Raw genomic sequence first — 13,640 nt, forward strand, 5'->3', positions numbered from 1 at the left:
ACGCCCGGTGTCCGGGGCGTCCTCGGCGGCAGGGCGTGGCGGCAGGGCGTGGCGGCAGGGCGTGGCGGCAGGGCGTGGCGGCAGGGCGTGGCGGCAGGGCGTGGCGGCAGGGCGTGGCGGCAGGGCGTCAGGGACCCTCGGTGAGCCTGCGGAGGCGGCGGGCGGCCCGGCCGAGCAGGGAACGCTGCTGGGCCTGGCGCAGGGCCACGGCCTCCAGACGGCGCTGTTCGGCCTTCTCCTTCCACCTGACGGTGTCGCGGCTGCCCTTGGCGGCCTTGGCACGCAGCTCCTTCAGCTCGGCCTTGAGGGCCGCGACCTGCCGCTGGGCCCGCTCGGCCTCCCTCGCGCGCGACTCGGCCGCGGCCTTCCAGCGCGCGGCCTCCCTGTTGCGGTTCACGGCCCAGTAGGGGTAGGCGCGGGCCGCGGGCCGCAGCTTCCAGGACTCCGCGTCCAGCCAGGTCGCCCCGTGCAGGTCGGCGATCACGTCGTCGAGCCGCTCGCCCTCGCGGATCACGCGCGCCGCCCTCGCCACGGCCGAGGTCCGCTCCAGGCGGGCGGCCAGGACCCCCGACTCGTCCTCGTCCAGTGCCACGAGCAGCAGGCCCTCGTCGTCCTTCTCCGCCTGCTCGATCAGCTTGGCCAGCGAGTCCGCTCCCGGTACCCATCCGGCCGGGCAGACCAGGCGGAACGGCACGGGCGCCGAGGTGGCGGGGACCCGCTCGGCGAAGGAGACGCGGCCGTCGTGGGCGTACTGGCCGCGCAGCAGCCGCAGGTCGAGCAGCGGGTCGTCCAGCGGTGCCGGGCGTTCGCCGGCCAGTGACGCCCACGGCCCGGTCAGGGTGACGCGCACGTCGGGCAGGGTGCTGGCCAGCGCCCCGTCGACGCTCGCCCTCACGTCCTCGAAGGAGGCGCCCGCGGCGTCCACCACGACGTCGACGTAGGGGACCAGCCACTGCCGGCCCGCGTCGGTGCGCAGGTGGCGCCGGTACGGGATCCGGTCGGCGATGAACGGGTCGTTGTGCCGCCTGACGTCCGCGGGCCTGCGCATGGCCGTCGTCGTGCCCAGGTGCCAGCTCAGCGCCTCGGCGTCGGGGACGAACACCGCGCCCGTCTGGGTGAGCCGGTAGCCCAGCTCGGTGTCCTCGCCGAGGGCCAGGGAGGTGTCCATCCCTCCCGTCTCCCTCAGCAGGGCGGCGGGCAGCGAGACCGTCGCGCCCACGTGGACGCGGTGCAGCAGGGAACTGGGCGCGTCGCGGAAGTCGCGGTGGGCGGCGACGAGTTCGCCGATCCAGTCGTGCCCGTGCTCGGGGTCCTCCTCGAAGAGCAGGCCCGCCCTGTCCTTGGCGACGGCGATCTGGACCTCCGCGGGGGTGGGCGGGATACCGGCCATCGCGGTGAAGCGCAGCGTCCCCATCACCACCAGGTAGCCGGCCAGGTGGTGCCAGCGCATGTGCGCCTCGACGTGCTCCCGGTAGGAGACGATGTCGGCGTCCATCCGGTGGATCACCTCGCCGTCCGCGACGGCCGTGCCGGCCTCCAGGGCCCGGGCGATGCCCCGGCGGCCGGAGGCGTCGCCGACGATCCGGGTGTGCTCCGGGGCGATCTCGGGGAGCCGGAGCGGCGGCGAGCTGCCGTCGTCCACGACGATCACCTCAAGGAGGTGGGAGGGGTAGGTCTGGGCGGCGAGCGCGGCCAGCGTGAGGTCGAGCTTGTCCTGACCTCCCCTGGCGGGGATCACCACGCTCACCGTCAGGCGCGGCTCCCACGTGCCGGGCGCGGGCACGGCCAGCACCCCGTAGTCGTTGCCCGGGATCCGCGGCGTGCTCACGGTGTCTCCCCGGAGAGTTCCATGAGCGCGCTGGGCCGGAAACCGCGCCACTGGCGCTTGTTGCGCCGCAGGAACGTGCCGATCGGCTCGCGCCAGGTGTGGTTGGCGACGTTGCCGCGCCGCAGGATGTAGCCCAGGCCCTGGGTACGGTAGATCTGCCCGCCCGCGGCCTGTACGGCGTGCTGGAACTGGGCGTCGATCGTGCCGGGCATCGGGCGGAAGCCGCCCACCGCCTCGAAGGCGGAGCGTTCGGAGAAGATGGTTCCCCCGGCGATGAAGTTGGTGATCTGCTCGGTGATCTGCTCGCGGTGGACGGTCACCCCGATCGAGGCGAGATAGACGAACTCGGGGACCATGCCCACGACCTGGGCGCCCGAGTAGGAGTGGGCCAGCAGCAGGTCGGAGATGAAGTCGGGCCCGTACCAGTCGTCGTCGTCCATCTTCAGCAGGAACGACCCCGACGCCCTGGCCGCGGCCTGGTTGAGCACGGCTCCGAAGACGGTCCCGCCGTCGGCCTCGACCACGGTGACCGGCCGCTCGAAGGAGGCCAGGGCCCCGGTCACGCCCGGGTGCGTAGCGGGGACGCCGTGCAGCGTGAGGATCACCTCGAACTCGGCGCCGCGCTGCCTGGACAGCTGTTCCAGCGCGAAGCCCACCATGTCCGGGCGGCGGGTGACGAGCAGCACCGAGACCGTCGGCACGGGCGCCGCGGGGGCGCCCAGCTGCTCCCAGCGGGCGCGGACCCCGTGGACGCGCAGCGCCTCGCGGCGCAACCGGATGCTGTGCTCCTCGCGCTCCAGGTCGTCCTTGAGCGCGGGCACGTCGACCGAGGTGATCAGCCTGGCCAGCTCGGGGCCGAGGGCGCCCGCCCAGCGCGGCACGGCCTCGGAGACCAGGGGCACCCCGGCCGCCGCCAGCCCCGTGACGACCCGCAGCGCGGCCGCCGGGCCGGTGTGGCTGCGCTGCCAGTCCACCCGTACCCCTCTGACCTGCCTGATCCGGTTGACGTCCACGTCCGTGACGCGGCCGGAGGCGTCGAAGGAGGTGAGCGTCCTGCCCTCGCAGGTGATCGCCCAGCGGCCGGACTCGGCGGACAGGTCGGCCGTGCCGAGGGACGGCACGGTGACGAAGTTCATGGGGTTGACCGAACGGTCGTCGACCGGGGGGATGGTCCAGGGCTCGGACAGGTCGCCCAGGCCGTTCTCCAGGATCCTGCCGCCCCCGGGACGGCCGAGTCTCTCCCAGGTCATCAGCCCGGCGACCGGGCGGTCGATCGAGGTCTCCGCGCCGGTCCACGGTGACGGCTCCTCGCCGACCGTCCGCACGACCAGGTCGGCGCCCCTGGCCCCGAACCTGTCGGGGACGGGGCCCGTCAGGGGCGCCGGGGCCGCGTTCGGGTCGCCGGGGCGCCAGTGGGCCGCTCCCGGCCCCGCCAGACCGCCGACGGGCCCGGCGACGGCGTCCATCCGGTGCCCGCCGAACGCCCTCGCGGTCGCGGCGAGCGTCCGGCCCGCGGGCACCGGCTTGGAGAAGCTCGCCTCGACCACCCAGGCGTGCTGTTTCGGCTGGTGGACGCGGAGTTCCACGAGAGCGCGCCAGCGGTGGGCGGGGGTGGGGGAGAGCACCGGCGCGGTGTACCAGTGCGGTGTCTCCCCTACGGCGACCACGACCCGGGGGGCCATGGGCAGCAGGGACTGCAGGCTCGCGGCCCTGCGGACGTCGGTCGCGGTGCGGGCGAGCACCAGGATCTCCGCGGCGCCCTCCTCGGCGCGCGGGATCCCGTCGAGGTCGCCGTCGAGGTCCATCGCCCCGTACGGCTCCAGCTCGCCGGGCGTCTCGAAGCCCGCGCAGTAGACGAGGACGCGTCGTTTGCCGCTCCGCTCCAGGGCGGCGCGGACCAGTTCGATCAGAAAGGACATCAGCCGGTCTTCCCCCGACGCCTGGCCACAGAAGTGATCCTTCCCAGCGGGCCGCGCCGCCGCTCGCCCGCCAGGCGCCCGGCCTCGGCCCGCAGCCGTTCCGTCTCGGCGCGGAGGCTCTCGACCTCGTCCCGCAGGCTCTCCGCCTCACGCCTCCAGCGCGCGGAGTCGGCCCGCCACTTCGCGGTGTCCCCGGCGACGGACTCCGCCTCTTCGGCGGTCGTCACGCCGACCTCGGCGGCGCTCACCCAGAGCGAGCCGAACATCTCGTGGACGGCGTCGTCGAGCCCGTCGTCGTCCCCGTCGGACCCCTCGCTCACCAGCGCCGCCCTGGCGAAGGCGGCGGTGCGCTCGAACCTGGCCGCCCTGACCCCGGAGGCCCCCTCGTCGAGCGCCGCGCTCAGCAGCCCGTACTCCTCACGGTCGGCGAGCTTGACCAGCTCGGCCAGGCTGTCGGCGCCGAGTGCCCATCCGGCGGGGACGGTGAGCCTGAACGGCGCGGGCGCGGACCCCCCGGGCACCTCCTCGGTGAAGGACACGCGCGGTTCGTGGACGTACAGGTTGCGCACCAGGCGCAGGTCGAGCAGCGGCTCGTCGAGGGAGGGGCGGCGTCCGGCGGGAAGCTCCGACCAGGGCCCGACCACGGTGACGGCGACGTCGACGAGGGTGCCCGCGAGCGCGGAGTCCACGCTCGCCCGCACGTCCTCGTAGGAGGCGCCGCGGGCGTCGACGACGACGTGCACGTACGGCACCAGCCAGACCCTGCGCGGGTGGGTGCGCAGCCAGCGCAGGTCGGGGATGAGGTCGGGCAGCACCGACCAGTTGTGCCGGTGCACCTCCTTCTCCCGGATCATGACCGTGGACGGCCCGAGGTGCCAGGCACGGGCCCGCGGGTCGGGGACGAAGACCGCGCCCGCCTGCGCGAGGCGGAAGCCGAGATCGGTGTCCTCACCCATGTTCAGCGTGGTGTTCACCCCGCCGACCGAGCGCAGCAGCGCCACGGGGACCGAGGTGGTGGCACCCGAGTGGAGCCGGTAGGCCCCGGCGCCCGCGTCCCGCAGCCACCGGGTCTCCTCCAGCACCCCGGCCCGCCACTCGTGCGGCGCGGACTCGTCGAACAGCTTCTCCGCGTCCCCGGCCTCCACCGCGGAGAAGACCTCCCTGGCGGAGGGATCGGCCCCGTCGGGGGTGAAGCGGACGTCGCCCATCACGACGGCGTAGGGGGCGAGATGGTGCCAGCGCATGTGCGCCTCGACGTGCTCCCTGTCGAGGATCATGTCGGAGTCGACCCAGTGCAGGACGTCGCCCGCCGCCGCCGCGGCGCCGGTCTGGCGGGCCCAGCCCCGTCCCCAGCGGCCTTCGGGCACCCGGACGAGCCTGGTGTTGGCCGGGGTGATCTCGGGGACGCGCAACGGCGGGTCACTGCCGTCGTCTGCGACGACCACCTCCATGAGGTGCGCGGGGTAGGTCTGCGCGGCCAGCCCGGCGAGCGTGCGGTCCAGGGCCTCCTGGCAGTCGTGTGCCGGGATCACCACGCTCACCCTGAGCCGGGGCTCCCATTCGCCCAGGTCGGGCGGGAGCAGCGACCCGTAGTCGTTGTGCCTGACCCTGGCGCGCGGAACGGCGACCCGGTCAGCCCTGCCGGTCCGGTCGCTCCGGTCGGCCCGGTTGTCTCGATCGGTCCGGTCGCTTCGATCTGCCCGGTCACTCCGGTCGCTCTGGTTGTTTCGATCGCTCTGGTCGCTTTGACCGGCCCGGTCGTCGCATGGGCGGGCGGGCCGGGCGGCGGAGGTGGCGGAGGTGGCGGAGCCGGTCCCGGTCACGCTTCCCCCTCCGGCTTGTCCTCCGCGGCCCGTCCGGCCCCGGCCTCCACCGCGGCCAGGCGCGGCAGCAGGTCGTGGACGATCTCCTCGATCTCCTGGCGCCGGGGTACGGAGGCGAGCCGGTCCTCCCCCAAGGACACCAGGATCGCCTGCAGGTCCTCGTCCCGCTTGTTCTCGTGCTCCTTGAGCAGCTCGACGATCTCGTCAAGCCGCCGGTCCAGCCGCTGGGTGGCCGTCTTGACCGTGGCCAGCTCCGCCTCGTAGCGCTTGACCCGGGCGTCGATCCGCTGGGCCTTGCCGTCGACCCTGCGTACGGTCGCGACCACCAGCACCTGGACGACGAGTACCGTCGCGATCGCGCCGAGCACGATGGCCGCCGTGACCGAGATGATCCCGGTGCTCGTGAGGAGCGTCAGCGCGATCAGGAACACCGGGCCGAGTATCGCCGCCAGAAGCGTCAGTTTTCGGGGCGTGGGCATCCGCGCTTACCTTCCGTGCCGCTCTGTCTTTACCTGTCCTTGTGGGTGATATTTGAGGCTATCGGCTCCTCAAGTGCGAATACGGCGATAAATAGGAAACTCAAAGGTTCCTGTGACCTGTGTGACAGCTGTGAGCCTTTGGTGGTGATCCTCGATGTCAAGGGGGAAGTATGGTGAGAAGGGATCTTCCCACCTCGCTATCCTTCGCTCGTGCCCGCGCAGCCGACCGCCCTCCCCCCGCCCCCCTCCGCCACCCCGGTGAGCCCCCCGCGGCCGATGCCGGAGGCGCGCGTCTCCCGGTTTCCCGGGTTTTTCGGGCTTGCAGGGCTCCCCAGGACCCACGGGCTCCCCGGAGCTCACAGGACCCACGACGTACGCGAAGTCCATGAAGCCCGGGTCCGCGAGGTCCGCGGGATTCGCGGGGTTCGCGGGGTTCGCGACGCTCACAGGGGTCGCGACGCTCACGAAGGCCACGCCGCTCACCAGGGTCACGACGGCCATGGAAGTCACAACGGTCACGGGGGCCGTGGTGCCCACGGGGTCCGCAGGGCCCATCGCCCGAACCACGCGCCGGGGCGCCCGGCAGGCACCGAGCGCACCTGGCGGCTCTGCGAGGCCCGTTTCCCGCGCGTCGCGTCGAACCGGTGGCGCGCTCTCCGCCCGAGCCCGATCCTGGAAGCGTCATGACAGCACGGATCGCCGGTAACGACTACCGGAGCCTCACGCCGCCCGCCCTGGGCTCCTGGACCCCCTCGCTCCGGGTCAGCGTCGTCGTTCCCGCGTACGGTGACCAGGAGAAACTCGACCTGACGCTTGCCGGGCTGGCCACGCAGACCTACCCGGCCGCTTTGACCGAGGTCGTCGTGGTCGACAACGGCAGTGACCCGCCGCTGCGGCTGCCCGCGCTGTGCCCCGAGAACACCCGCCTGATCGTCTGCCCCGTCCCCGGCCGCGCCCACGCCCGCAACGCCGGGCTGGCGGCCGCCACCGGCGACGTGATCCACTGGCTCGACTCCGACGTGGTCCTGGACCGCAGGTCGGTCGAGGCGCACATGCGCTGGCACCACGCCGCCCCGTACCTCGTGGTGACGGGCTACCTGCGCTTCACCCCCGCCGCGCTGCCGGCCCCCGAGGTGGTCGCCGCGGCCGACGACCTGGCCAAGCTCTTCGAGCCCGCCGAGCCGCACGCCTGGCTGGTCGACCTCGTCGAGCGCACCGACGGCCTCACGGCCAACCCGCACCGCGCGTTCAGCCTGCACGTCGGCGGCGCGACCTCGGTCAACGCCGCCCTGCTCGCCGTCGCGGGGCCGATGGACACCGACCTGATCCTCGGCCAGGACACCGAGATGGGCTACCGGCTCGCCCAGGCGGGCGCCGTCTTCGTGCCCGAGCCGCTGTCGCGCGCCTTCCACCTGGGCCCGACCATGCGCATGCGTGACAAGGCCCCGATCGACCGGGTCAGCCACGCCTTCGTGGCCGACCGGATCCCGTCCTACCGCTGGCTCCGTTCCCACCCGTCCAGGCAGTGGAAGGTGCCGTACGTGGAGGTGGTCGTCGAGCCCGCGGGGTGGCCGGAGGGCTACACCTACGACGGGGTCCGCGCCACCGTCGACGCCGTGCTCGCGGGCACCCTGCCCGACGTCGTGGTCACCCTCACCGGGCCGTGGGACCGCGTCGGCGCCGAGGGGCGCGCTCCCCTGAAGGACCCCGACCTGGACCTGGTGCTGATCCGCGGCCACTACGCCCACGAGCCCAGGGTCCGCTTCGCCGACGAGGTTCCGGCCGTCGTCCCGGCCCTCTCCTCCGACCGGCCCGGCGGCTCCGCCGCGCCCGGCCCCGCCTGGGCGGTCCCGTACCGCCTGCGGCTGCCCGCCGGATGGGTGCCCGGCGAGGACACCCTGGCCCGCCTGCTCGACCTGGCCAGGGACGAGGGGTACGGCCTGGTCTCGGTGTTGCTGGCCGAGGGGGACGGCGACGCCGAGACAGGGGAGATGGGTGAGGGTGGGCGGATCGCCGAGCCGGTCGGGGCGGGCACGGGCTCGGGGAGGGCGGTCGTGAGGGCACGTCTGGAACGTGCCGCCGCGTTCGCGCGCGCCGCGATCGTGCTGGAGGAGGGGGAGGACCTCGACGACGCGGTGGACGACACCTTCGGCGTGATCTGGGTCGACGGCGAGACCTACGGGTTCGCGCCCGAGGCCGCTGCCCTCACCGGCCGTCGCGGCGCCTACCGGGCCAGAGCCGAGGCGGACGCCGAGGTGGCCCGCCTCGCCAGGGAGGCGGAACGGCTCCGCGAGCAGGTGGCCAAGTGGCGCGACGAGGCGGGCCGCTGGCGCAGGAGCACGGTCGAGCTGCGGCGCGAGGTCGGCACCCTGCGCAAGGAGCTGGCCGCCGCGAGGAAGATCGTCCAGTACGGGCTGCTGTCCTCCGTGAAACGGGCCATCATCCGCCGTCGCTGACGACGCCGACGCCCCCCAGGAAGTAGGAGCCGACGTCCCTGTAGGGCACGACGGTGCCGGGCACCGGCCGCCATTCCGGCAGGTTGACGATGCCGGGCTCGACCACGTCGAAGCCGTCGAACAGGCGGACGATCTCCTCGCCGGTACGGGTGACGAAGGGGGCCGAGGCCTGGTCGTAGGCCTTGACCATCTCGTCCGCGGCCTCCGGGCGGGCGTCGATCGCGACGTGGGACAGGACGAGGTGGCTGCCGGGCGCCATCGCCCGGCGCAGGGTGGCGACGATGCCCTGGGGGTCGTCCGCGTCGGGGATGAAATGCATGATCGCCAACAGGAGGACCCCGACGGGCCGGTCGAAGTCGATCGCCGCGCGCACGTCCGGGTGCTCCAGGATCTCCCCGGGCCGGCGGACGTCCCCCTCGATGATGGTCACGTTCTCGTTCTTGCCGAGGATCGCCCTGCCGTGGACCAGGACGGTCGGGTCGTTGTCGACGTAGACGACCCGGGCGTCGGGGGCGACCTGGTGCACGTTGTTCTGGGTGGGCAGCCCGGTGCCGATGTCGAGGAACTGGTCGATCCCCGCCTCGGCGAGGAAACCGACCGTCCGGCCCAGGAACGCGCGATTGGCGCGGGCACCGTGCCGGATCTCGGGGATGATCTCCAGTGCCTTCTCCGCGGCCTGCCGATCCACCGGGAAGTTGTCCTTGCCTCCCAGGTAGTAGTCGTACATGCGCGCGACGTTGGGAATATGCGTCTGGACACCCTTGGGTATCTGGTCGGCCATGTGCCGCTCCCGGGTAATGACATTTCCAGAATTGCGTAGATCATAGCCATACATAACATTGAAGAAGTCGTTATCAGCCCGACGAGATCGCGTCGTGGCCGACTCCCTCTCGCGTCACGGGCCCGCTCTCCAGTCCGCGCCGCCCGTCTCTCCAGCTGGCGCCGTACGCCTCTCCAGCCTGCGCCGCACGCCCGGTTCTCCCCTCGCGCCGCTGCCCGGCCCTCCCTCTCGCGCCGTACGCCCCGTCCCCTTTTCGGGCCCCCGTCCCCTTTTTCTGTGCCTCGACCCTTTTTCCGTGCCGTGTGCCCGGCCTCCGGCCCACCGACGGCGTCGCCCGTTCCCGGCTGCCGGGCCCGCTTCGGCGCCCCGGCTCCCCGGCCGCCACCGGGCCGCCGCTCAGTTCCTGAGGGCGGTGCGGAGCCTGCCGAGGAGGGAGTCGCGTCCCTCCTGGCGCTTCCCCTCCCCGCGCCTCTGCTCCCGCTGTTTCTCCTGCCGGGGCCGCTGCTCCTGGCCGGGGCCGCGCTGTTCCCGGCCGTGCTCCTGGCCGAGTTCCTGCCCGGGGGCCCGCTGCACCGCGGGCCTCGCGGGCTCCCGCCCGTGGGCCGCGGCCTTGGGCGAGGCCGGAACCTTGGCCGGAGCCGGGGGCGTGGGCCCGGCCGGCCAGAACTCCGGCCGGTCGCCGTGCCGTACGCCATGGGTGGCCTCGATCGACGCGGTGACGTCGTCCGCGCCGAGCAGCCTCGCCCGGCCCAGCGCCTCGGTCCGCTGCAGGGTCGCCTCGCCGTCGTCGCCGAGCGCGACGGCGAGCATGCCCGAGCGGTCGTCCTGCATCACGCGGATCATCCGCTCCAGCGTGTCGCGTCCCAGCGGGACCGAGACCGGGCCCGTGTAGCGGAACGGGATCGGGGCGGGGGTGGCGGAGACCTCGTCGGCGAAGCGCACCCGCTCGTCGTGGGCGAAGTGCTCGCGCAGCAGCCGCAGGTCGAACAGGGGGTCGTCCAGGACCGGCCGGCGGTCCCCGGACAGCTTCGACCACGGGGCGACCAGGGTGACGACCACGTCGCCGAGCGACCCGTCGAGCGCCGCGCCCACCGCCTCGCGTACCCGCTCCTCCGGGCCGTCGACGTGGAGCACCACCTCCACGTACGGCACCAGCCAGTGGCGTCCCCGGTCCCTGCGCAGGTCACGGCGGAGCGGCACGCGGTGGGCCAGGTAGGGGGCGACGACGCGCACCGCCCGCTGCGGGTCGCGGCGCTGGGCGGGAAGCCCCAGATGGACTGCCTGGGCGGCCATGTCGGGGACGAAGACCACCCCGTGCGCGGCCAGCCGGTAGGCGAACTCGGTATCCTCGCCCCGCAGCACCCCGGGATCCACCCCGCCCACGGCCCGGAAGATCTCGCGCCGCATCGACACCGTCGGCCCCGTGCACACGTGGTAGGGGTTGCGGCTCGCCCGCAGGCCGTCGGTCCGGGAGATCGTCTGCTCGGTGGAGCTGGGCAGGGCGGCCGACAGGTCGAAGAGGGACTCCAGCGACCCCGCGCGCACGCCCTCGTGCACCCGCGCGGCCGTCAGCGCCGGCTCCTCGACGAACTTCTTCGCGCCGATCGTGACCAGGAATCCGGCCAGGTGGTGCCAGCGGGCCAGAGCCTCGATGTGCTCGCGGCAGACGACCATGTCGGCGTCGAGACGCTGGATGATCCGCCCCTCGGCGAGGGCGGCCCCGGTGTTCACCGCGTGGGCGATGCCCCAGCCGGAGGAACCGGTGGTCACGATCCTGGCGCCGCTCGGGGCGATCTCCGGCAGCCGCAGCGGCGGCTCGCTGCCGTCGTCGACCACGATCACCTCCATGAGGTGATCCGGGTAGGTCTGCGCGGCCAGCGCGGCGAGGGTGAGATCGAGCCTGTGCTGCCCGCCGTGGGCCGGAATGATCACGCTCACCGAGAGCTCGGGATCCCATCCGCCGAGCGCGGGCGGGTCGAGGGGCGAGTAGTCGTTGTGCCGGATCGGTGGCAGGTCCGCCGCCGTGCCGCCCGTCATGATGTGACGCTCCTTGTCGTGTTCCCCGTCTGTCAAGCTCTGTCAAGCCTCGCAGACCATACCGGTCGATCCTTAGAGTTCCCTGGGGACAGGACGCCCGGCCTGTCCATTTGGTGGACAACGCATCCCGGGGCCGAGCGTGTTACCCGTAGACTCGTTTTCCAATACCGCAGGTAGCACGCGCACGGACCGGCCGCGCGCGGTGAAGGAGCAATCATGACCAGGGCGTGGCGTGGCCTCATCGAGGAGTACCGTGACCGACTTCCGGTGACCACGGCGACGCCCGTCGTCACGCTCCTGGAGGGCGGCACCCCCCTCGTCCCGGCGAACCGGGTGTCGGCGCTGACCGGCTGTGAGGTCTACCTGAAGGTCGAGGGCCTCAACCCGACCGGAAGCTTCAAGGACCGTGGCATGACCATGGCCATCAGCAAGGCCGTCGAGGACGGGGCGAAGGCCGTCATCTGCGCCTCGACCGGCAACACCAGCGCCTCCGCCGCCGCCTACGCGGTCCGTGCGGGCCTGACCTGCGCCGTGCTGGTGCCCCGGGGCAAGATCGCGATGGGCAAGCTGGCCCAGGCTCTGGTCCACGGGGCCAGGCTGCTCCAGGTCGAGGGGTCCTTCGACGACTGCCTGGAGATGACCAGGAAGCTGTCGGAGAACTACCCGATCGCGCTGGTCAACTCGGTGAACCCGTTCCGGCTCCAGGGCCAGAAGACCGCCGCCTTCGAGATCGTCGACGCGCTCGGGGACGCCCCCGACATCCACTGCATCCCGGTCGGCAACGCGGGCAACATCTCCGCGTACTGGATGGGCTACACCGAGTACGCCGGGGACGGCGTCGCGACGAGGACGCCGCGCATGTTCGGCTTCCAGGCCAGCGGCGCCGCGCCGATCGTCAACGGGGCGCCGGTGACCCACCCGCACACGATCGCCACCGCGATCCGCATCGGCAACCCGGCCTCGTGGCAGCTCGCCGAGGCCGCCCGCGACGAGTCCGGCGGGGTCATCCAGTCCGTCACCGACCGCCAGATCGCCGCCGCGTACAAGCTGCTCGCGCAGGAGGAGGGCGTGTTCGTCGAGCTCGCCTCCGCCGCCAGCGTGGCGGGCCTCCTGCAGGCCCACGCGCAGGGCCTGGTGGAGCCCGGGCAGCGCATCGTGTGCACGGTGACCGGAAACGGCCTCAAGGACCCCGACTGGGCGATCTCGGGCGCGCCCACCCCGGTGACGATCCCGATCGACGCGCACGCCGCGGCCACCGCCCTCGAACTCGCCTAGTGGATCTCAGGAGAAGCGACGTGCCCCCCACGGCCCCCACGGCCTCCCCGGGACCCCGATGACCGGCGGCACGGCGAAGGCGACCGTCCAGGTCCCCGCGACCTCGGCCAACCTCGGTCCCGGCTTCGACACGCTGGGGCTCGCCCTCGGCCTGCACGACGAGATCGAGGCCGAGATCCTCGACTCTCCCGGCGTCGACATCGCGGTCGAGGGCGAGGGAGCCGGTGAGCTCGACCTGGGCGAGGGGCACCTCATCGTCACCACGATGCGCGCGACCTTCGACAGGATGGGCCTCCCGCAGCCGCGCGGCATCCGGCTGCGCTGCCTCAACCGGATCCCGCACGCCCGCGGCCTCGGGTCCTCCTCCGCGGCGATCTGCGCCGGGATCCTCGCCGCCCGGGCGCTGGCCACAACCCTGTACGACCCCTCGGCCGAGCACGGCTCCCGTCCTGGCCGGGATCATCGGGCCGAGCTGACCGACGACGACGTCCTCGCGCTGGCCACCGAGATCGAGGGCCACCCCGACAACGTGGCGCCGTGCCTGGCGGGCGGGCTCACCGTCGCCTGGACGGACGCGGGGGGCGCCCCGCACCTGGTGCGGCTGCTCCCGCACGAGGCCGTCAGGCCCGTGGTCCTCGTCCCCGCGCACCGGCTGTCGACCGAGACCGCCCGCGGTCTGCTGCCCAAGGAGGTCCCGCACGCCGACGCCGCCGCGAACGCCGGCCGGGCCGCGCTGCTGGTCGCGGCGCTGACCGCCAGGCCAGAGCCCTGGTTGCTGCTCGCCGCCACGGAGGACCGCCTCCACCAGGACTACCGAGCGCCCGCGATGCCACACACCGCCGATCTGGTACGACGGCTGCGGAGGGCGGGCGTGGCCGCGGCCGTCTCGGGAGCGGGGCCCACGGTTCTTGCGTTGTCAACGATGAATACGCAGGATTTGATCGCACCGGAAGTGGGTAATGACTGGCACATCCAGCCACTGGAAGTCGAAACCAGGGGCGCCCGCGTTGTTTCTCTTGAGACACGCTGACGACTCTTCGAC

General features: G+C 73.1%; 9 protein-coding genes. 3 read left to right on the forward strand and 6 right to left on the reverse strand.

Translation table 11 applies throughout. From position 1 onward, the window contains the following. Positions 1 to 127: 127 nt before the first annotated feature. The 4 genes from ACFFRH_RS08725 to ACFFRH_RS08740 are packed head-to-tail and all read right to left on the reverse strand — an operon-like array spanning position 128 to position 6,049. On the reverse strand, positions 128 to 1,828 hold the full coding sequence (locus ACFFRH_RS08725) for a glycosyltransferase family 2 protein (protein ID WP_344744653.1): 1,701 nt from the start codon (positions 1,826 to 1,828) through the stop codon (positions 128 to 130). Beyond that, positions 1,825 to 3,747 carry a glycosyltransferase family 2 protein gene (locus ACFFRH_RS08730; protein ID WP_344744654.1) on the reverse strand — a complete coding sequence of 641 codons (1,923 nt, stop codon included), beginning with the start codon at positions 3,745 to 3,747 and terminating at the stop codon, positions 1,825 to 1,827. Before ACFFRH_RS08730 ends, ACFFRH_RS08725 begins: the two co-directional genes overlap by 4 nt. Then, the gene (locus ACFFRH_RS08735; protein WP_344744655.1) at positions 3,747 to 5,570 is read right to left on the reverse strand and encodes a glycosyltransferase; all 1,824 of its coding nucleotides are present in this window, start codon (positions 5,568 to 5,570) and stop codon (positions 3,747 to 3,749) included. The genes ACFFRH_RS08730 and ACFFRH_RS08735 overlap by 1 nt, the downstream gene beginning before the upstream one ends. Further along, positions 5,567 to 6,049, reverse strand: coding sequence for a hypothetical protein (locus ACFFRH_RS08740; protein ID WP_344744657.1), 483 nt, complete (start codon positions 6,047 to 6,049; stop codon positions 5,567 to 5,569). Before ACFFRH_RS08740 ends, ACFFRH_RS08735 begins: the two co-directional genes overlap by 4 nt. Before the next feature lie 683 nt (positions 6,050 to 6,732). On the opposite strand from ACFFRH_RS08740, the gene ACFFRH_RS08745 reads away from it, so the two are divergent. Then, positions 6,733 to 8,505, forward strand: coding sequence for a glycosyltransferase (locus ACFFRH_RS08745; RefSeq protein WP_386155474.1), 1,773 nt, complete (start codon positions 6,733 to 6,735; stop codon positions 8,503 to 8,505). Here ACFFRH_RS08745 and ACFFRH_RS08750 read toward each other — a convergent pair. Both ACFFRH_RS08750 and ACFFRH_RS08755 read right to left on the reverse strand, forming a co-directional pair. Then, complete coding sequence (locus tag ACFFRH_RS08750) at positions 8,489 to 9,286, reverse strand: SAM-dependent methyltransferase (protein WP_386155476.1); 798 nt, start codon at positions 9,284 to 9,286, stop codon at positions 8,489 to 8,491. The two genes, ACFFRH_RS08745 and ACFFRH_RS08750, sit on opposite strands and share 17 nt — an antisense overlap. Positions 9,287 to 9,682: 396 nt before the next feature. Beyond that, the gene (locus tag ACFFRH_RS08755) at positions 9,683 to 11,323 is read right to left on the reverse strand and encodes a glycosyltransferase (protein ID WP_386155478.1); all 1,641 of its coding nucleotides are present in this window, start codon (positions 11,321 to 11,323) and stop codon (positions 9,683 to 9,685) included. A gap of 216 nt (positions 11,324 to 11,539) precedes the next feature. Here ACFFRH_RS08755 and thrC point away from each other — a divergent pair, with 216 nt between their 5' ends. Continuing rightward, positions 11,540 to 12,598 carry a threonine synthase gene (gene thrC / locus ACFFRH_RS08760; RefSeq protein WP_344744659.1) on the forward strand — a complete coding sequence of 353 codons (1,059 nt, stop codon included), beginning with the start codon at positions 11,540 to 11,542 and terminating at the stop codon, positions 12,596 to 12,598. 58 nt (positions 12,599 to 12,656) lie between these two features. Continuing rightward, a complete protein-coding gene (locus tag ACFFRH_RS08765) occupies positions 12,657 to 13,628 on the forward strand; it encodes a homoserine kinase (RefSeq protein ID WP_344744660.1) in 972 nt (323 codons plus the stop codon). Positions 13,629 to 13,640 lie beyond the last annotated feature (12 nt).

This window comes from Streptosporangium vulgare, assembly GCF_042428775.1.
GTDB lineage: Bacteria > Actinomycetota > Actinomycetes > Streptosporangiales > Streptosporangiaceae > Streptosporangium > Streptosporangium vulgare.